This window comes from Bacteroides sp. 3_1_23, from assembly GCF_000162555.1.
Classification (GTDB): domain Bacteria; phylum Bacteroidota; class Bacteroidia; order Bacteroidales; family Bacteroidaceae; genus Bacteroides; species Bacteroides ovatus.
In genome coordinates, this window is the sequence record NZ_GG774955.1 from 899,153 (window position 1) to 917,341 (window position 18,189).

Sequence of the window (18,189 nt, forward strand, 5' to 3'; positions counted from 1 at the left end):
AGCTAGAAAAAATAAAGTATAAACAATTAAATCACAGTAAGATGAAAAAAGTATTATTTGCCGGCCTTTTGGTCCTTGCAGGAGTAAGCGTAAGTGCGCAGAACCTGATAAAAAACGAAAAATTCGCCACTGAAGTGAAGACTAAAGTGACTAATGCCAACAAAGCTACCGCAGGAGAGTGGTTTATCATGAATAATGAAGCTGACGGAGTAACTACTATTGCCTGGGAAGAAACAGGAGATGCCAAATATCCGAATGCAATGAAATTGGATAACTCCGGTGCTGAAAAGAATCTCTCTTGGTATAAGGCTTTCCTGGGACAACGTATTACCGATGGTTTGGACAAAGGTATCTATGTTCTTACTTTCTATGCAAAAGCTAAAGAAGCGGGAACTCCGGTCAGTGTATACATCAAACAGACCAATGAGGAAAAGAATGATAATGGTAAGTACAATACTACTTTCTTCATGCGTAGAGACTATGACGCGGATGCTCAACCGAATGCTTCGGGTGCACAATACAATTTTAAAATTAAAGAGGCCGGTAAATGGACTAAAGTAGTGGTTTATTATGATATGGGACAAGTGGTAAATGCTATTAGCAGTAAGAAAGCAAATGCTAACTTGGAAGTGTCTGATACAGACGATGATGCTGCTATTCTGAAAGATTGTTATGTGGCTATTCTTTCCCAGAACAAAGGCGGTGTTGTAGAAATCAGCGACGTGACATTGAAAAAGAAATAAAGAGCAAAGGATTTAATATAGTAGGTTAACAAAAAAATAGGGCAGTGAAGTAGTGATACTTCGTTGCCCTATTTCTTTTGTTAATATGAATATAATGGAGAGTTCCGATTAAATAAATGTATGAAACAGTCAATCTCCTTTCGGGAGTGATTTCATGCGATTTATTGAATACCGAGTTTCTTCTTCAGTTCCTTAGGCAGAGAATCTTTGTGTACCATCACACAGATTGTTTTAGCACGTACATAGCTTTCAGACATATTCAGATAACCTCCGGATTTGTTGCTATCCGCTCCCCAGAAATTCTTGGTGATATAATATTTAGTACCATTCTGATCTTTCACAATGCCGGTGATGTGCATCAGGTGGTCGTCAGTTGTCACAAACTTCTCGTAACCATCCTGACGGATTTCCGGTGTTACGTTGATTTCCGGATAAGGATGCTCAAACTTGAACACTTCGTCCATTCGTTCGTATTTAGGCATTTTCTCAAAACGGGCACGGTCGGTAGTCGAGTAATCTTTCACATCCTCCACTTGCGGATTGATGGCGATTCCGTTCTTGAAAGAGAAACCCTGTTCGCTAACGTCACCGTCCCAACATACGGTATATCCTTTGTTCAGTGCATAGTCGATAGCCCCGATCAGTTCGTCCAACGGAAGATTGTACATCGGCTGGTTTTCCCAGTTGTCGGGAACTTCAGGTGAGAATGTCTCATAAGATGGCTTGTGAGTGAAACTAGTCAGCTCAACGTAATCATCCATATTCAATCCCAGACTTTCTGTGAAAGATTGAGGAGTATATTCTTTTCCTTTATAAGTGAACTTTTCGGGAATCTTACCTAGATAAATATCGAACAGATTATTAATAAGCGCATCAAATTGCGGAGTACGCTTTTTAGATTCAATATTTGCGTCTACCAATGCTTTGAGGTAGCGTGACAATGCTCCGTGATTGTGGTCTTTCTTATCGCCCGGCAATCCGGTGTACACTTCTTCCGGAACGATTCCCGCTTTCTTATAAGCGTTTTTGAAAGTGTGTGCCAAACTTCCTTCACCGATACTTCCTTTACCACGACGGAGATAATTGTCCTCCATCTGATTCATGTACTTTTGGCGGACGATAAACATTTCCGAGAGATCATATTCTCCTTTTCCCATTCGGAGCAGTTCCGACTCCATGAAAGAAGCGGTGGCAAAGCACCAACAGGTTCCTGTGGAACCCTGATCTTTGACAGGCGTTGCTTGGTGAGATACAACGGTTGTGAACTCATAACCAGGTGTTTGTGCAAAAGAGGTTACGACCAATATGAGGAGCGCAACCGACATAAATAGCTTTTTCATAATGTGTTTTATTATCTTTCTTCTGCAAATGTATAAAAAAAGCGAGGATACTCGAAAGTTCCTCGCTCTATTTATTATAATTAGTGTGTTTATTTACATGGCAACCTGCTGTGACAGCAGTTTTTGAAGTTTACCGTTTAATGTTTGGCACATGGCACCATTTCCCATTGCTTGATAGCGTTTAATACGGTACTGTAACATCATAATTTTTTCATTTGCATTCTTTTTCATAATTTGTTTCCTCTTTTTTTGCCCTCCACGTTTTGAAGAGCGGTTTTACATCTTGTTTTCTCTAATAACACTGCAAAGATACAAATTGTTTTCGAATTATATGCTGTAAAACATAAAAATCTTCTTTTTCTTTTGAATTTTCTTTTTTATAAGGGTTCGAACACGGTCTATATTACAAACCTGTTACAAAATTCCCGGATTTTCCCATCAATGACAATATTATTCTTATCTATCACATTTTTATGTACTTATCTAGGTATTCAGAAAATATTCTTCTATTTTTGTCAGTCAGCAACCTTATTAATAGAATAAACCAAACACTTATATGAAAACATTCACCCATCTTTTGTGCGTCCTGATTTTGTCGATTGTACTGTTTGCTTGTAACAATGCTCACTTCCTCAAAGAAGAATCCTACCGGAATCAAGTAGCTCAAGACTTTGAGCAGAAAAAACAGGCACTTCCTCATGGAGATTTATTTGCAATCTTTGCCGATTCTATTTTGTCAGTCTACGAGCGCGAAGCATTGATGTTTCTCTACGCTTATATGCCAATAGGGGATGTGACGGATTATCCGGGAGATTATTACTTGGAGAATGTCCGGCTGTCGAAGCAGACACGTGACGAGATGCCTTGGGGCAAAGAGATTCCCGATGAAGTGTTCCGTCATTTTGTTCTGCCGATCCGAGTGAATAACGAGAATCTGGATGATTCCCGTCGTGTGTTTTATGATGAACTAAAAGACAGGGTGAAGGGACTGCCGATGAAAGACGCGATATTGGAGGTGAATCATTGGTGTCATGAGAAAGTAGTCTATCGTCCGAGTGACGCGCGTACCAGCTCACCGTTGGCATCAGTCAAAACAGCGTATGGGCGTTGTGGCGAAGAGTCTACCTTTACGGTGGCTGCGCTCCGGGCGGTCGGTATTCCGGCACGGCAAGTGTATACGCCCCGCTGGGCGCATACGGATGACAATCATGCTTGGGTGGAAGCATGGGCGGATGGACATTGGTACTTCTTTGGAGCTTGTGAACCGGAACCGGTTTTGAACCTGGGATGGTTTAATTCCCCTGCCAGTCGGGGAATGTTGATGCATACTAAGGTTTTCGGACGTTACAATGGTCCGGAAGAGATTATGCTTGAGACGCCGAATTATACGGAAATCAATGTGATTGATAATTATGCCCCTACTGCCAAAGCTATCGTAACGGTGACGGATGCCGACGGTCAACCGGTAGCAGATGCCAAAATCGAATTTAAGATATACAATTATGCGGAGTTCTATACAGTAGCCACGAAATATACAGATGCAGAGGGGAAAGCCAGCCTGACTGCCGGTAAAGGAGATATGTTGGTTTGGGCATCCCGCAACGGACAATTTGGTTATGCCAAAATCTCATTTGGAAAAGATGATGTATTGCAACTCTCTTTAAATAGGAAAGAAGGTGAAGCCTATTCCTTGCCAATGGATCTTGTACCTCCGGTGGAAGGAGCGAATATTCCCGAAGTCACTCCCGAACAACGGGCGGAAAATGATCGGCGGATGGTGCAGGAAGATTCAATCCGCAATGCGTATGTAGCAACAATGATGACGGAAAAACAGGCCAAAGAGTGGATAGATAAACTATATGGAAATACCTTACAATCGGAAAAGAAAGAAAAATTAGTAAACTTCCTGGTTGCTTCGCGAGGAAACCACCAAACCTTGAAAGACTTCCTTTCGCCTATCCGAAAAGAGAAAGACGCTGTTTCATGGGAAGAAATACGGGCTATATGGATATTAGAGAGTCTTTCGGCTAAAGATCTCCGCGATGTAACTCTGGATGTATTGAATGATCATCTGCTGACTAATATCTCGGATTGGGAGAAGATAGAGGCTGATTTATTTAAAAGAATGTACCTCAATCCTCCTCGTATAGCCAATGAAATGTTGACTCCTTATAAAAAGGTACTTCGTGAAGCCATTGAAAAAACAGTGTACCAGTCTGTGCCCGATAGCATGAAACGTGATCCCAAAGTATTAATAGAATGGTGCAGAAAAGAGATTAAAATCAATAATGAACTGAATTCCCAACAGATTCCTATCTCTCCGATGGGAGTATGGAAAGCACGGGTGGCTGATGAAAAGTCGCGTGATATATTTTTTGTGGCAGCTTACCGGAGCATGGGATGGGCGTCCGCTGCCTGGATTGATGAAGTGACCGGAAAGGTGCAGATTCTAAATGAAGAATTTGCAAAGGAAGATGTCAACTTCGATACGGCAGAAGCTGCACAGTCTCGAAAGGGAGTGTTACAAGCGACTTACACGCCTATCCGTTCTGTGGAAGATCCTAAATATTATTCGCATTTCACTCTTTCCAAGTTTAAAAACGGCACATTCCAGTTGCTTAATTATGACGAAGGAGAGACGGATATGGGAGATGGAACTACCTGGCGTAATTTATTAAAATATGGGAGAGAGCTTGATGAAGGCTATTATATGATGGTGACCGGAACTCGGTTGGCAAGTGGTGCGGTGCTTTCCAACAGTACATTTTTTACTATAGAACCCGGTAAGACAACCACCGTTGACCTTGTGATGCGTGAAAGCAAAGATCAGGTGCAAGTGATCGGCAATTTTAATTCGGAAGCGACCTATCGTCCGGTTGACAGCACTGAACAGCGGAGTATTCTGCAAACCTGTGGACGTGGCTATTTTGTAGTAGCTGTGCTTGGAGTAGGGCAGGAACCTACCAATCATGCGCTAAGAGATATAGCCGCTTTGGGCAATGACTTCGAACAATGGGGGCGTAAGATGGTCTTTCTTTTTCCTTCGGAAGAACAACACAAGAAATTTAATGCCGACGAATTCAAAAGACTTCCGTCTACCATCACTTACGGTATTGATATCGATGACAGCATCCGCAAAGAAATAGTGCAGGCTATGAATTTGAACAATTCCATTCTGCCGGTATTTATTATTGCAGATACATTTAATAGGGTAGTCTTTGTTTCTCAAGGATATACAATCGGTTTGGGTGAGCAATTGATGAAAGTTGTACATGGGTTATAGAAAAGAGGAGGTATACAATAATCGTTAATTCTTGCCCTTAATGCGTTTTTTCGGAAAAGAATGATTACGTTTGCAGCAAATTATGACTAAGTACATTTTTTGCATATTAGCATGTGCATTTCTGGTATTGGGATTTAGTAATGTTTCCAATAAAGAATTGCAGGGATTTCAGAAAAAAACTGAAACCTCGTCTAATGACATGCGATATGAAGCAGTGTCATGCTGTTGCGTTTCTTCTGCCGGCTTCGACAAGCCAGGTAAAGATTCTCATTCGCAGTTTGTTGACGAGACATCCACTTGTAATGTTAGTGACTGTATTTTTGACAATATCTCTTTTCCGAGAAGCATTGTTCCTTTCAAGAACCTGAAGTTCAATACCAATACTGTCATTATACAGATATTGAGTTCTCTAAATGTTATGCTTCCGGAGAATCGTTTGGGGCATACCGGCCTTGATGTCAATTACACTAAATATTCGTGTAAGTATTACGTCTATACATTGGCGCATATTCTCATTTAGACTATATTCTTATCTTTGGGTAAGGTGAGGTGCCTATTCAGATCCTCCATCTACCATCATTTCCTTTATTTATTATCTTAGTTTTATTCATGTTAACATGGAAAACAAAGAATGTATTTCCTATGACTTGGAACAAAGGACGGATATTGATGTGCCTGTCTTTAAGGATTAAAATATTGTGTTCCCGTTGTGAAACGGGAGTTACGTCGTATAAAAGCAAGGATATATACCGAAGTGGTTTCAGGCAAGTGTTATCCGCCGATTGCTTCTATATGGTGATGAGGAAGGCCCAATGGGATTAACTTTCATGTGTGTCTAAATTTTGTAATGGTTTTACCATTGGGCGCCTCTTCTTTTTTGAATAAGATTATACAACCTAATTTTTTATATTACTATGATTCATTTATTACTATCTACTCTTGCGATGATGGGGCTTACGTTCCTCATCGGTTTTTTTGTCGCTACGGTCATTAAGTTGATTGCCTATGCGGCCGATTCATTTGATTTTTATAGTTCTCACCGTTTGGAGCTACTCCGTTTGCGACGCTGGCGTCAGCATCGGCAAAAGGTGGAGAGATTAGTCCGACAGATTCCCATTGCAGATGAAGATGCTTTGGGAGATTTCCGTGAAGATTACAGTAAGGGGATCGACAGAAACTTTACTGGCTATTCCGGCTATTATCATGGCGTGAGTCCGGGAGCTTCTGAAAATAATCTGATGAATTATTATTATTCACAGGATACCCGCGAATTCTTTCTTCGGGAAGAAGAGCAGGCACATGTCAATAAGAAGAACTCAAAGAAACTTACTAACAACAAACAATAAAAGAAAACTAATTTATGGAAAATATAGATTTTGCTACCTTGTTTCAAGGTATTGGTACAATGATGGCAAGCGGATGGGTGCTTGCTTCTGCAAGAGTTTTTTTAGTACTTCTCGGTTTGTTACTGATCTATTTAGGCTGGAAAGGTATACTCGAACCGATGGTAATGATTCCGATGGGACTGGGAATGGTAGCTATCAACTGCGGAACCCTCATTATGCCCGACGGTACACTGGGTAATCTCTTTCTCGATCCGATGCTTTCAGATACGGACCAATTAATGAATACTATGCAGATAGATTTCCTGCAACCTGTTTATACCCTGACGTTTAGTAACGGGCTGATAGCTTGTTTTGTCTTTATGGGTATCGGGACGCTTCTAGATGTCGGCTTCCTGCTTCAGAAACCATTTGCAAGTATATTCCTGGCTTTGTGCGCAGAGCTGGGCACTTTCCTGACAGTACCTATTGCTTCTGCTCTTGGTCTGACTCTGAAAGAAAGTGCATCTGTGGCTATGGTGGGTGGAGCCGACGGACCAATGGTGTTGTTTACTTCGTTGGCATTGGCAAAGCATCTCTTTGTCCCTATTACGGTGGTTGCCTATCTTTATTTGGGCTTAACGTATGGAGGCTATCCATACTTGGTAAAACTGTTGGTTCCCAAACGCTTCCGCGCTATTAAGATGGTGACAAAGAAAGCTCCGAAGAATTACGATGCTAAAGTGAAACTGGCTTTCTCTGCTGTTCTTTGTGCTATTCTCTGTTTCTTGTTCCCGGTAGCTTCTCCTTTGTTCTTCTCTTTGTTTCTGGGTGTTGCTGTTCGTGAGTCGGGTATGAAACATATCTATGATTTTGTGAGTGGTCCGTTGCTTTATGGCTCCACTTTTATGTTGGGTGTCCTGCTGGGTGTACTTTGTGATGCACATCTGTTGCTCGATCCGAAGATTTTGAAACTATTAGTATTAGGTATTGTAGCATTATTACTTTCCGGTATTGGAGGAATAATCGGAGGATATATCATGTATATTATTAAACGGGGTAATTACAATCCGGTAATCGGTATTGCAGCTGTTAGCTGTGTACCCACTACCGCGAAGGTTGCACAAAAGATTGTAAGCAAAGATAATCCGGACTCATTTGTTCTGGGAGATGCCTTGGGAGCTAATATCTCGGGAGTAATTACTTCGGCTATTATTACTGGTATTTATATTACGATAATTCCATATTTATAAATAAAAGTATAACAGTTTCTTGAGATACTGTTGGTAATGATGCAAAAAAAGAAATGGTGAACAAAAGGCTTGAAGGCTGTATGTTCACCATTTCTGTCTTGTATTAGTACTATTATGAGACGATATCTCATCCCTTGCTGCCATATTTATCCATGTAAAGCGGCATCAATCGTTTCTTTTACTCTTCGTATGGAAGTTACGTTTCGTTCGTATTCGTTGATGTGTACCGTGCCTCTCATGGAGACGGCTTCATTTTTGAATATCATTTCGCTCTGAATACTTTCACGTGCCGAGAAATGAAACTCGTTGATTCCGGTTTCTGCGGCAATGCGTGCGATATTATTTTCATTTACTCCGCATCCGGCGAGTAATGTGATTCTTCCGGCAGCCTGTTTCTGTAACTCTTCTAAAAGGGGGATTCCCAGTTCAGCCGTAGGTTGTTGGCCGGAAGTCAGAATACGGTTACATCCCAGTTTGATGATCTGTTCCAATGCTCTCTGCGGGTTATGGCATACATCAAATGCCCGGTGAAAAGTCACAGATAGCCCTTGAGCCGCTTCCATTAGTTTCTGCATTACTGGCAAGTCTACTTCACCCTCTGCTGTCAGACAACCGAATACCACTCCGTCTGCCCCTAATTTTCGCGCCATTTCGATATCTTTCAGCATTGTCCGGATTTCGATATCCGAATACAGAAAATCTCCTCCACGAGGCCGGATAATAACGTGTAGTCGGGTATGAGTCAGTACTTCCCTTGCGATGGCGATCTCACCATAGGAGGGCGTTGTTCCACCTTCCGGTATTCCGGCACACAGTTCCACACGGTCTGCTCCACCTTCCTGTGCGGCCAGGCAACTTTCCACTGAATTGGTACAAATCTCAAATTGATACTTTCCCATAGTTATGATATTAAAAAAGGGCGAATTTCTTCGCCCTTATATGAATCTTCTTTTGAATCGTTACGTTATTTAGCGAAACTTACCGCACGTGTTTCACGGATGACGGTAATCTTCACTTGTCCCGGGTAAGTCATTTCATCCTGGATCTTCTTGGCGATTTCACCTGACAGGCTTTCTGTCTGCTTGTCGTCAATCTTATCTGCACCAACGATAACGCGGAGTTCGCGTCCTGCCTGGATAGCATACGTCTTTGTTACACCCGGATAAGCCATTGCTAGCTGTTCGAGATCGTTCAGACGCTTGATATAAGCCTCTACGATTTCGCGGCGTGCCCCCGGACGTGCACCGGAGATGGCATCACATACTTGTACGATAGGAGCCAGCAGACTGGTCATTTCTGTTTCGTCATGGTGAGCACCGATAGCGTTGCAGATATCCGGTTTTTCTTTGTATTTCTCGGCAAGTTTCATACCCAGCAATGCGTGTGGCAATTCTGGTTCTTCATCAGGCACTTTACCAATATCATGCAGCAAACCTGCACGTTTTGCTTTCTTCGGGTTCAGTCCCAGTTCTGATGCCATCACAGCACAAAGATTGGCTGTTTCGCGTGCATGCTGCAACAAGTTCTGACCGTATGAAGAACGATATTTCATCTTACCGATGATACGGATCAATTCAGGATGCAGACCGTGGATACCCAAGTCGATGGTCGTACGTTTACCCGTTTCGATAATTTCTTCTTCCACCTGTTTGCGTACTTTAGCTACCACCTCTTCGATACGGGCCGGATGGATACGTCCGTCAGTCACAAGCTGATGCAGGGCCAAACGGGCAATTTCACGGCGAACCGGGTCGAAGGCAGAAAGAACGATTGCTTCCGGAGTATCGTCTACAACGATTTCAACACCGGTAGCAGCTTCCAGAGCACGGATATTACGTCCTTCACGTCCGATAATACGTCCCTTGATTTCATCCGATTCGATATGGAATACTGTAACAGAGTTTTCAATGGCAGTTTCCGTAGCCACCCGTTGGATAGACTGGATAACGATACGTTTGGCTTCTTTGCTGGCAGTTAATTTAGCATCATCCATAATGTCGTTGATGAATGATTGTGCCTGCGTTTTAGCTTCTTCTTTCAGTGATTCTACCAGGCGTTCTTTGGCTTCTTCGGCAGACAATCCGGAGATTGCTTCCAATTTATCGATTTCCTGCTGTTGCAGTTTATCGAGTTCTTCTTTTTTCTTGTCAACAATCACAAGTTGCGCTTCCAGATTCTCTTTTACCGCTTCGGCTTCCATCTTTTTACGTTGGATTTCTTCCTGACGCTGGCTAAGTACCATTTCACGTTGCTTCAACTTGTTTTCCGCTTGCTGAATCTTCTGATTCCGCAATGCTACCTCCTTTTCAAGGTCTGCTTTCTTATTCAGGAATTTCTCCTTCACTTCCAGCAGCTTGTTTTTCTTAATTACTTCCGCTTCCGTCTCCGCTTCTTTCAGGACATTATCGTATTTGGATTTCAGTACATACCGGAATAGTATATATGAAAGGACTCCTCCTACGATGAAGCAAGCAATTGCTGTTGCTATTATTGCTATCATTCTACATTTAATTTAAGTATATAAATAAAAACGCACCGCCAAATATCAAAGCAATTATTTTTGCTTGGATATTGTGCAGTGCGTGGTTGTTTTATCTCTTATCAGCGAATAGCCAGTCGGGATTTATTCTTCCTTAAAATAATCCTCCAGCAATTCTGTCAGTTCTTTTACCTTCTCCACATAGGGGCTGGTATCATTACGTTGCATCAATTGCAGTCTCTCTAACGAGAACTGATAGGCTACCATGGCAATAATTTTTTCGGGTTCCAGATTTTTATAGACTTCCCGATACTTATTAAGCCTGATATTTACCTGCTTGGCGGCTTCCCGTACCATTTGTTCTTCCTCGCGGTTGATGGTTAACGGGTAGTTTGAGTCTGCTATCTGCAGGTTTATCTTTATTTTATCGTTCATACATCTTCTTCTTATTCATTCAACAAAGCGATGCATTTATCGACTTCACGCACTAATTTTGACAATCGCAGCTTCGTCTCTTTTACGTCGCTGCCGTTAAGGCTGATTGCCGTAGCTGTTTTTAGGTTTGTATAGCTGACTTCCAATTCATCGTATTGAGCTTGTACCTTCTCGTTTTTCAGCTTTTCATTTTCGAGAAGCTTCTTCAACTCGGCATTTTCACGCTTAAGTTCATCGTGCAAATAAATCAAATGCCGTAGTTGCGTTTCAAAGGAATTCAATAACTTTTTTTCTTCTTCTGTCATCACTACACCAAAATTGTACACAAAAATACGATTAACTCTGATATTACAAAAACTTTTCGGGAGAAAATGTTCTTTTTAGCCTAAATTAGCTATGAACGGAGGGGAAAGTAGAGTATTGCATAGGAAGCAAATACAGCCTGCTTATAATATTATGGTATATTTTAAATTAATGCGAATTAGTAATTGAAAATGAATTGTCATTCATTTTTGTACGATTCTGAATCATTACAAAATCTATTAAATTTTTCTACTGGGTATTTATTTTCAATCTTTCTATTTCTTCTTTCACCTTTTCTCTGTCTCTTCGATGAATAAGGAGTTTGCGGGTGAAGAGTAACAATTTCACCATCTCTTCACCTGTAGCGAGTAGTTTCAAAAATAGTTTCAAGGCTTGAAACAATCTGTTTCACACCGAGAAACACTTCGTTTCGCTACTTGAAACAAAGTGTTTCCCGCCTTGAAACTTTTAGTTTCAAACAAGGTTGAAACTAATTACGAAATAGCTTTACTAATTTTACTCAATGGTGGAATCTGGAGGCTGCAATTTGATTTGATTCACGATGAAGAGCAGGTGAAGGGGCGGCTATTCACCTACAAACTGCTTGTTTATCGGCCATACAGAAGAAAAGTGAAGGAGCTGGAAGAATTGGACGTATTATAGAGAAAGAGCATTGAATGATTCAAAACTATATAAATCTGAATTCTTCTTTTTTGTTGGTATCGTAAAAGATTACTATTCAGCAAACTTTTGTAACTTCGGTATGTTTTTCAGGAAAGTATTAAGATATAATATCTGGTAGATAAGTCATTAATATACCTCCAAACGTGGCGTCGATGCACGCATTTTGATTTCCGCATCCAACACGATTGAATGATTGGGAGATGCCGGATCTTTGATTTTCTCTAAAATAAGTTCGGCAGCTTTTTTCCCCATCTGGTACAAAGGCGGTTCTACTGTAGTCAATTTGGGATAGACTATGTTGGAAAGTTCAGTTCCTGAAAAACTGGCTACGGCGATTTCTTCGGGTATTTTTTTTCCAAGTTCCCTCAATCTGTTCATAGCTCCAATAGCCAATGTTTCCGTAAAAGCGAAAATAGCATTGAAAGGAATATTTCTTTCCACTAATATATCCGCTGCTTTTTTCCCTTCTTCAAAAGTCATACCGGTTTTTATCAGCATATTATTCTTATCAAAAGGAATCCCGAATTTAGCCAAAGCGTCTTTGTATCCTCTGACACGTTCTATGGAGTTGTAAATATCGTCCGGTCCCTGTATATGAACAATCTGTTTGCGTCCGCTTCGGATCAGACTTTCTACGAGAAAGAATGACTTCATATAATCGTCCACTATTACTTGCGGAACTTCAAGTCCATAGGGAATACGATCATAGAACACCATAGGCATTCCCGCTTGCTGCAAACGAGCATATTCCTCCTTATTCCTTTTATAACTGCAAAGACAGATGATGATGCCATCCACCATGAATCCTTCCATCAGTTGCAGGTTCTCTTTTTCTTTTTCCGGATCTCCTCCCGACTCTGCAATAATCACCTTTATATTTTTGGTGTGAAGCACTTCTTGTATGCCGTTTATTACTCGTGAAGCAAACGGCGTAACCATTTCAGGAACGATCACCCCCACGGTATTGGTATGTCCGTATTTAAGGTTGATTGCTACAGGGTTTGGTCTATATCCCAATCTTTTAGCTGCTTCTATCACCTTTTCTTTCGTTTCTTTACGGATATTCTTGTCATCTCCCAATGCACGAGATACAGTGGAGACGGATATTGACAAATGTCGAGCGATGTCTTTTATGGTTATATACTTCATGCTGAATGATTGTTTAAATCAAAGCAAAGATATTGATTTCAAACAATAAATCCTAATATTGGAGTAAAATACGAATCCCATTTGCCTTTGTGTAATGCTTTTGTAACGTTTGCAGATTTTGGGAACGTTCCCGCAATCGTTTGCAGGCAAAAGAGTTAGGAAAAAACTTTTTTTCAAGCTCTTGTTCTTTATCTTTGCTACATCAACATGATGTCGAACTAAAGAAAAAGAACTATGAAAACACACCTCTTTTCTTATAAGTGCGGTCGAAAGCACATCAAAGTTTACCATCTATTTGAATTGGTAATAATTAAAGGATAAAAAACGGTCATGGACAAGAAAGTACGAAGTATAGAAATTTCGAAACGGGTTCCAATTGTGGGCAACTATGATGTAGTTGTCTGCGGTGGCGGACCAGCTGGTTTCATTGCGGCCATTGCGGCTGCTCGCAGTGGTGCGAAAACTGCTGTTGTGGAACAATATGGTTTTTTAGGTGGAATGGCTACAATGGGGCTTGTTACTCCTTTGAGTGTTTTCACCTATAATAATGAAAAGGTGATAGGCGGTATTCCATGGGAATTTATCGAACGGCTGGAGAAGATGGGAGGCTGTATCATTGAGAAACCTCTTGGCAATGTAGCTTTTGATCCGGAGCTTTACAAACTTTTATGCCAGCAAATGATGCTGGAAGCCGGCGTGGATATGTATATGCACTCTTACTTAAGCGGTTGCCAGGCAAAAGACGGCAAAATATCCTGTATCCTCTTTGAGAATAAGAATGGGACAGAGGCCATAAGTGCCGATATGTATATCGACTGCACTGGGGATGGTGACCTTGCCGCTATGGCGGGTGTTCCGATGCAAACAGATGATTGTAAACCGCTGCAACCTCTTTCCACCTATTTTATATTAGGCGGTGTGGATACAGATTCGCCCATGATAATCGATGCCATGCACCATAATAAACAAGGGCAGAATTGTCATTGCATTGCAGTTCGTGAGAAACTTCTAGCAATGAAAGAGAAGCTTGGCATCCCCGAATTCGGAGGTCCTTGGTTTTGCACCACTCTTCGTCCGGGCGAAGTAACGGTTAATATGACCCGTACTGCAGGAAATGCCATCGATAATAGAAATTTTACCGCAGCGGAATGTCGCTTACGGGAAGACGTATTTAAAATAGCACGAATCTTTAAAGAGAACTTTGAAGAGTTTAAAAACAGTTATGTGACGACCGTCGCCGTACATGCCGGTATTCGTGAGACACGTCGTATCAAAGGTGTACATACTATTACAGCAGAAGAATATGTGAATGCTTATAAATATCCTGATAGCATATCACGCGGCGCACATCCTATAGATATCCATGTGGCAGCAGGTGCGGAACAGAGCGTGACTTTCCTTAAAAAAGCGGCGTATGTACCTTATCGCGCTCTTATAGCTGAAGATTTTCCGAATCTGCTCGTAGCAGGGCGCTGTATTAGTGCTGATAAGACTTCCTTTGCGTCACTTCGCGTTCAGGCAAGTTGTATGGGGGTAGGACAAGCCGCAGGAGTGGCAGCCGCACAATGTATAAAGGCAGGTGTGACCGTACAAAAGGCTGATATTCACAATCTCATAGAGGAATTGAAGAAACTAGGAGCAATTATATAAAGAAGAACCAGAATATGGAACAGTTAGATTATATTATTATTTTACTCTACTTTCTCGGACTGATTGCCGTGAGTGTTGTGATGTCCCGGAAAATTAAAAACTCCGAAGATATGTTTATTGCCGGGCGAAATTCTTCGTGGTGGCTGTCGGGAGTCTCTTCCTACATGACTATCTTCTCGGCAAGTACCTTTGTCGTTTGGGGAGGCGTTGCTTATAAATCGGGACTTGTTGCGGTAGTTGTTGCACTTTGTCTTGGCGTAGCATCGTTTATTGTCGGTAAATGGATCTCGGGCAAATGGCGGGAGCTACGTATCAAATCGCCGGGAGAGTTCCTTACCATCCGGTTCGGACATCGCACGGTAAGTTTTTACACGATTTCAGGAATTATAGCCCGTGCGGTACATACGGCAGTGTCTCTGTATGCGGTAGCGGTTGTGATGTGTGCATTAATCAAAGTCGATGGTGGCAGTATTTTTGCAAGTACAGGTATGATGGGCGATTCACCGATGGGTTACCTAAGTATTTGGTGGGCGCTTCTTATTCTTGGTGCCATCGCTCTTGGATACACCATTGCCGGAGGATTTCTTGCGGTACTAATGACTGATGTAATTCAGTTCGGAGTACTTCTGGCCGTGGTTGTATTTATGATACCTCTTTCATTTAACGCGGTAGGAGGCGTAAGTGCATTTATCGATAAGGCCAGTGAGATACCGGGATTCTTCTCGGGCACATCTCCGACCTATACATGGGGGTGGCTTTTACTGTGGATATTTCTCAATGTGTCTATGATTGGCGGTGACTGGCCGTTTGTACAGCGATACATAAGCGTGCCTACTACAAGAGACGCAAAAAAGAGTACTTATTTAATCGGAATTCTTTATCTCGTCACTCCTCTTATTTGGTATCTTCCTACCATGATTTATCGTGTGATGGAACCCGGACTTGCGCTTGATTTGGATGCAACCACAATGACTTTCAACGGCGAACACGCTTATGTGAATATGAGCAAACTCGTGCTCATGAAAGGAATGGTCGGTATGATGTTGGCAGCGATGCTATCGGCCACATTGAGTAATGTTTCGGGCATTTTGAATGTATATGCCAATGTATATACCTATGATATTTGGGGACACAAAGAGAAAAACCGTCAGGCAGATGAGAAAAAGCGTATCAAGGTAGGACGTCTCTTCACATTTGTCTTTGGACTTGTGATTATCGCTTTGTCAATGCTCATCCCGTTTGCCGGAGGTGCCGAAAAGGTGGTAGTAACTCTTCTTACTATGGTGATGTGTCCTTTATACATTCCGTCAATATGGGGACTGTTCTCGAAGCGGCTGACAGGCAACCAACTTATTTCTGCAATGATTCTTACTTGGCTCGTTGGTATTATGGCTCGCGTCATAATTCCCGCCTCCGTTATTAGTCCAAGCCTTATAGAGTCAGTTGCCGGTTGTGTACTTCCTGTACTTATCCTTGCGATCATGGAAGTTTGGTCGGCACGTAAAAAGTATGAAGATAATGGTTATCAAGCCATTTGTGAATATACTGATCCTGAAGCCGATCGCGAACCGACATTAAAGGAGAAAAAAGCGGTATTAATCTATTCGCATTTGGCTGTTAACTGCTTCTGTATTACTATTGGTGTCGTTGCGCTCTTACTGATAGGTCTGCTTATTGCCGGCGATCCGAAGACCCTTGCGGTCAAAGGAATTGTGATAGGAAGTATCGTACTGATGATTGCCATGATACTTGCTTATGTGATATACAGAATTATATATGCAAGACGTCTGAAAATGTCTAGCTAGTCAATTATTAATAACCCTAAATACTAATCAAATGAATCTAAAGATGTTATTGTTTGCAAGTGTGTCGCTTGTGCTTTTTGCATCTTGTCATAACTCGGATGATCCGTATATGACACTCGCGACAAAGACACTTGATGTAGAAGCAGAAGGTGGACTTTTCACTGTTGACCTTTCATCTAATGTCTATTACAGAGTCAATAACGATTGCCAGACCGATGGAAGCGATAGCCATTGGGCAGTTGTTGATTCGCATGAGACACAAGGTGAGATTACTAAGTTTACAATCAAAGTCTCTGAAAATTCATCGACTAGTTCACGTGTCGGTGCCATTCGTTTCATTGGCGATGATGTAACTCCTTTAAAGCTGGTTATTACCCAAAAGATGATTGTTCCGAAAGGTATCAGTCCTACCACAGAATCGATTGACGCAACTACAACAGAATCCTCATTCAAAGTCTTTGGCGATAAGGAGTGGAAGGCTGTGTGTACAGATGCAGATGTGACCGTTTCTCCTGCAAATGGGGTAGGCGAATGTGATATTAAACTTACTTTCCCGGAGAACAAGACATTTGCCAAACGGACAATTAAAGTAACGGTAACCATCCAGGATGATACAGACTATACCTATACTCTTGTACAAGATGCTTTCTCGGGCATTTTGGCTGATTGGGACTTGAATAGTTTAACTGCCAACACAAGTGGAACATTTGCTGATGATGAGGCACAATCGGTATTCCCGGGAACCAATGGCAAGTATATTGCTCCGAGTGCCGGAAGTGGTAAGATTGAGTATTGGGCATGTGACCGGACAGGTTATGTAGAGCAGAAAGTCGTATGCAGCCGTGCCGTGGGTGCTAATGGTGACCCGTATGTATCAGGAGCTATTCCGGGTGATTATTGGTATGTCTATGGGGATATGAAAGGTACGACCATTCCTGCCGGTACCAAGATACACTTCTATTTTGTGACCAAATTAGGAACGATGTGTTCCAACTACTGGATGATCGAGTTCAAGGATGGAGAAGAATGGAAACCGGCTCTTCCGACTTCGACTCTTCAGGAAAGTGCGACAGAGACACTGTCGGGTGCACCTATCAATTATTCGGCAACTATTACCTACAACTTTGCGGGAATGTTGCTCGATGAAAAAAACAATGGCGCATATATCCCTGCCGAAGGAATATTTACCACGACTAAGGATATGGATGAGATTGTGTTAAGATTTGGACAGGCAGGCCGTCTATGTCTTAATGGCGCCAAATTCGCTGGAAAGTATATAGACTGTACACACGCAAGCGGCCAGACACGTTTTTCAGCGCAACATCCGAGTAACCCTGAAACAGGTGAGGCAATCAGAGAATATAACGAACATGTATTGCTTGAAATCGTAGAATAAATAGTATGAAAAAAAGGGTTCTTCGTCAAATTTGGTGGTACTTCTTCTATTGTGAATAAATAATCTTCGCTCTCAGTAGTTTAATTCCTGCCCTATTGTACATCTGTCTTTTTACCGCTTTAATTTTATTCACTGTCCCCTCCAGTAATCCGTTACTGAAGGGGATATCAATAGCTGCCTGTACTGCCTCCCAGTCTTTTTCAATACCATATGCAAAGTTCGTCAGTGCCATATTCCGTGTTGCCTTCGCTTTTTCAATCCACTTTCTAATATCCTTATCATAAGTGTTCCCACTTAAATTCATATCTCTGAAATTACTTGACACACGCTTAAAAGTTACTTTAATT

17 protein-coding genes are annotated in these 18,189 nt (G+C 41.7%); 9 read left to right on the top strand and 8 right to left on the bottom strand.

Annotation, left to right across the window (positions count from 1 at the left end; translation table 11 throughout):
• Positions 1-41: 41 nt before the first annotated feature.
• On the top strand, positions 42-743 hold the full coding sequence (locus HMPREF9010_RS03385; RefSeq protein ID WP_004304719.1) for a DUF4627 domain-containing protein: 702 nt from the start codon (positions 42-44) through the stop codon (positions 741-743).
• Positions 744-904: 161 nt separating this feature from the next.
• Here HMPREF9010_RS03385 and HMPREF9010_RS03380 read toward each other — a convergent pair whose 3' ends face one another.
• Both HMPREF9010_RS03380 and HMPREF9010_RS26410 read right to left on the bottom strand, forming a co-directional pair.
• Complete coding sequence (locus HMPREF9010_RS03380; protein WP_008651139.1) at positions 905-2,083, bottom strand: C1 family peptidase; 1,179 nt, start codon at positions 2,081-2,083, stop codon at positions 905-907.
• Between the two features lie 93 nt (positions 2,084-2,176).
• On the bottom strand, positions 2,177-2,314 hold the full coding sequence (locus HMPREF9010_RS26410) for a hypothetical protein (RefSeq protein ID WP_004301914.1): 138 nt from the start codon (positions 2,312-2,314) through the stop codon (positions 2,177-2,179).
• A gap of 325 nt (positions 2,315-2,639) precedes the next feature.
• Here HMPREF9010_RS26410 and HMPREF9010_RS03375 point away from each other — a divergent pair, with 325 nt between their 5' ends.
• The 4 genes from HMPREF9010_RS03375 to HMPREF9010_RS03360 all read left to right on the top strand — a co-directional run bounded on the left by HMPREF9010_RS03375 (position 2,640) and on the right by HMPREF9010_RS03360 (position 7,941).
• Positions 2,640-5,366 (top strand): transglutaminase domain-containing protein, encoded by a 2,727-nt coding sequence (locus HMPREF9010_RS03375; protein WP_008651140.1) that lies wholly within the window; start codon positions 2,640-2,642, stop codon positions 5,364-5,366.
• An 82-nt stretch (positions 5,367-5,448) separates the two neighbouring features.
• Positions 5,449-5,886, top strand: coding sequence for a hypothetical protein (locus HMPREF9010_RS03370; RefSeq protein WP_008645296.1), 438 nt, complete (start codon positions 5,449-5,451; stop codon positions 5,884-5,886).
• Positions 5,887-6,280: 394 nt separating this feature from the next.
• Positions 6,281-6,712, top strand: a complete 432-nt coding sequence (locus tag HMPREF9010_RS03365) for a hypothetical protein (RefSeq protein WP_008651141.1) — start codon at positions 6,281-6,283, stop codon at positions 6,710-6,712.
• A 14-nt stretch (positions 6,713-6,726) separates the two neighbouring features.
• Positions 6,727-7,941: a sodium ion-translocating decarboxylase subunit beta gene (locus HMPREF9010_RS03360; RefSeq protein WP_004308326.1), complete on the top strand. Its 1,215-nt coding sequence runs from the start codon at positions 6,727-6,729 to the stop codon at positions 7,939-7,941.
• Between the two features lie 146 nt (positions 7,942-8,087).
• Here the strand turns inward: HMPREF9010_RS03360 and HMPREF9010_RS03355 are convergent, their stop codons facing one another.
• The 4 genes from HMPREF9010_RS03355 to HMPREF9010_RS03340 all read right to left on the bottom strand — a co-directional run bounded on the left by HMPREF9010_RS03355 (position 8,088) and on the right by HMPREF9010_RS03340 (position 11,160).
• Complete coding sequence (locus HMPREF9010_RS03355) at positions 8,088-8,840, bottom strand: copper homeostasis protein CutC (RefSeq protein WP_008651142.1); 753 nt, start codon at positions 8,838-8,840, stop codon at positions 8,088-8,090.
• 65 nt (positions 8,841-8,905) lie between these two features.
• Positions 8,906-10,441, bottom strand: coding sequence for a ribonuclease Y (gene rny / locus HMPREF9010_RS03350; protein WP_004313412.1), 1,536 nt, complete (start codon positions 10,439-10,441; stop codon positions 8,906-8,908).
• Between the two features lie 123 nt (positions 10,442-10,564).
• On the bottom strand, positions 10,565-10,855 hold the full coding sequence (locus HMPREF9010_RS03345; RefSeq protein WP_004304741.1) for a cell division protein ZapA: 291 nt from the start codon (positions 10,853-10,855) through the stop codon (positions 10,565-10,567).
• Between the two features lie 11 nt (positions 10,856-10,866).
• Positions 10,867-11,160 (bottom strand): hypothetical protein, encoded by a 294-nt coding sequence (locus tag HMPREF9010_RS03340; protein ID WP_004313411.1) that lies wholly within the window; start codon positions 11,158-11,160, stop codon positions 10,867-10,869.
• Positions 11,161-11,617: 457 nt separating this feature from the next.
• On the opposite strand from HMPREF9010_RS03340, the gene HMPREF9010_RS0124795 reads away from it, so the two are divergent.
• Positions 11,618-11,821, top strand: a complete 204-nt coding sequence (locus HMPREF9010_RS0124795) for a hypothetical protein (protein WP_032811806.1) — start codon at positions 11,618-11,620, stop codon at positions 11,819-11,821.
• A gap of 147 nt (positions 11,822-11,968) precedes the next feature.
• Here HMPREF9010_RS0124795 and HMPREF9010_RS03335 read toward each other — a convergent pair whose 3' ends face one another.
• Positions 11,969-12,991, bottom strand: a complete 1,023-nt coding sequence (locus HMPREF9010_RS03335; protein WP_004313409.1) for a LacI family DNA-binding transcriptional regulator — start codon at positions 12,989-12,991, stop codon at positions 11,969-11,971.
• A gap of 330 nt (positions 12,992-13,321) precedes the next feature.
• Between HMPREF9010_RS03335 and HMPREF9010_RS03330 the strand changes: the two genes are divergently transcribed.
• From HMPREF9010_RS03330 to HMPREF9010_RS03320, 3 genes are read left to right on the top strand one after another with little or no spacing between them, the layout of a single operon-like run.
• On the top strand, positions 13,322-14,641 hold the full coding sequence (locus tag HMPREF9010_RS03330; RefSeq protein WP_004313408.1) for an FAD-dependent oxidoreductase: 1,320 nt from the start codon (positions 13,322-13,324) through the stop codon (positions 14,639-14,641).
• A 14-nt stretch (positions 14,642-14,655) separates the two neighbouring features.
• A complete protein-coding gene (locus tag HMPREF9010_RS03325) occupies positions 14,656-16,446 on the top strand; it encodes a sodium:solute symporter family protein (protein WP_004313407.1) in 1,791 nt (596 codons plus the stop codon).
• Positions 16,447-16,477: 31 nt separating this feature from the next.
• Positions 16,478-17,842, top strand: coding sequence for a BACON domain-containing protein (locus tag HMPREF9010_RS03320; RefSeq protein WP_008651144.1), 1,365 nt, complete (start codon positions 16,478-16,480; stop codon positions 17,840-17,842).
• A gap of 46 nt (positions 17,843-17,888) precedes the next feature.
• Here the strand turns inward: HMPREF9010_RS03320 and HMPREF9010_RS03315 are convergent.
• On the bottom strand, positions 17,889-18,189 hold a 301-nt coding region (locus tag HMPREF9010_RS03315), incomplete at its 5' end, for a transposase (RefSeq protein WP_232284377.1).

Excerpts from the sequence above, each read along its gene's own strand:
- HMPREF9010_RS03385 (WP_004304719.1), top strand. The coding sequence starts at position 42 with ATGAAAAAAGTATTATTTGCCGGCCTTTTGGTCCTTGCAGGAGTAAGC.
- HMPREF9010_RS03380 (WP_008651139.1), bottom strand. The coding sequence starts at position 2,083 with ATGAAAAAGCTATTTATGTCGGTTGCGCTCCTCATATTGGTCGTAACC.
- HMPREF9010_RS26410 (WP_004301914.1), bottom strand. The coding sequence starts at position 2,314 with ATGAAAAAGAATGCAAATGAAAAAATTATGATGTTACAGTACCGTATT.
- HMPREF9010_RS03375 (WP_008651140.1), top strand. The coding sequence starts at position 2,640 with ATGAAAACATTCACCCATCTTTTGTGCGTCCTGATTTTGTCGATTGTA.
- HMPREF9010_RS03370 (WP_008645296.1), top strand. The coding sequence starts at position 5,449 with ATGACTAAGTACATTTTTTGCATATTAGCATGTGCATTTCTGGTATTG.
- HMPREF9010_RS03365 (WP_008651141.1), top strand. The coding sequence starts at position 6,281 with ATGATTCATTTATTACTATCTACTCTTGCGATGATGGGGCTTACGTTC.
- HMPREF9010_RS03360 (WP_004308326.1), top strand. The coding sequence starts at position 6,727 with ATGGAAAATATAGATTTTGCTACCTTGTTTCAAGGTATTGGTACAATG.
- HMPREF9010_RS03355 (WP_008651142.1), bottom strand. The coding sequence starts at position 8,840 with ATGGGAAAGTATCAATTTGAGATTTGTACCAATTCAGTGGAAAGTTGC.
- rny (WP_004313412.1), bottom strand. The coding sequence starts at position 10,441 with ATGATAGCAATAATAGCAACAGCAATTGCTTGCTTCATCGTAGGAGGA.
- HMPREF9010_RS03345 (WP_004304741.1), bottom strand. The coding sequence starts at position 10,855 with ATGAACGATAAAATAAAGATAAACCTGCAGATAGCAGACTCAAACTAC.
- HMPREF9010_RS03340 (WP_004313411.1), bottom strand. The coding sequence starts at position 11,160 with ATGACAGAAGAAGAAAAAAAGTTATTGAATTCCTTTGAAACGCAACTA.
- HMPREF9010_RS03335 (WP_004313409.1), bottom strand. The coding sequence starts at position 12,991 with ATGAAGTATATAACCATAAAAGACATCGCTCGACATTTGTCAATATCC.
- HMPREF9010_RS03330 (WP_004313408.1), top strand. The coding sequence starts at position 13,322 with ATGGACAAGAAAGTACGAAGTATAGAAATTTCGAAACGGGTTCCAATT.
- HMPREF9010_RS03325 (WP_004313407.1), top strand. The coding sequence starts at position 14,656 with ATGGAACAGTTAGATTATATTATTATTTTACTCTACTTTCTCGGACTG.
- HMPREF9010_RS03320 (WP_008651144.1), top strand. The coding sequence starts at position 16,478 with ATGAATCTAAAGATGTTATTGTTTGCAAGTGTGTCGCTTGTGCTTTTT.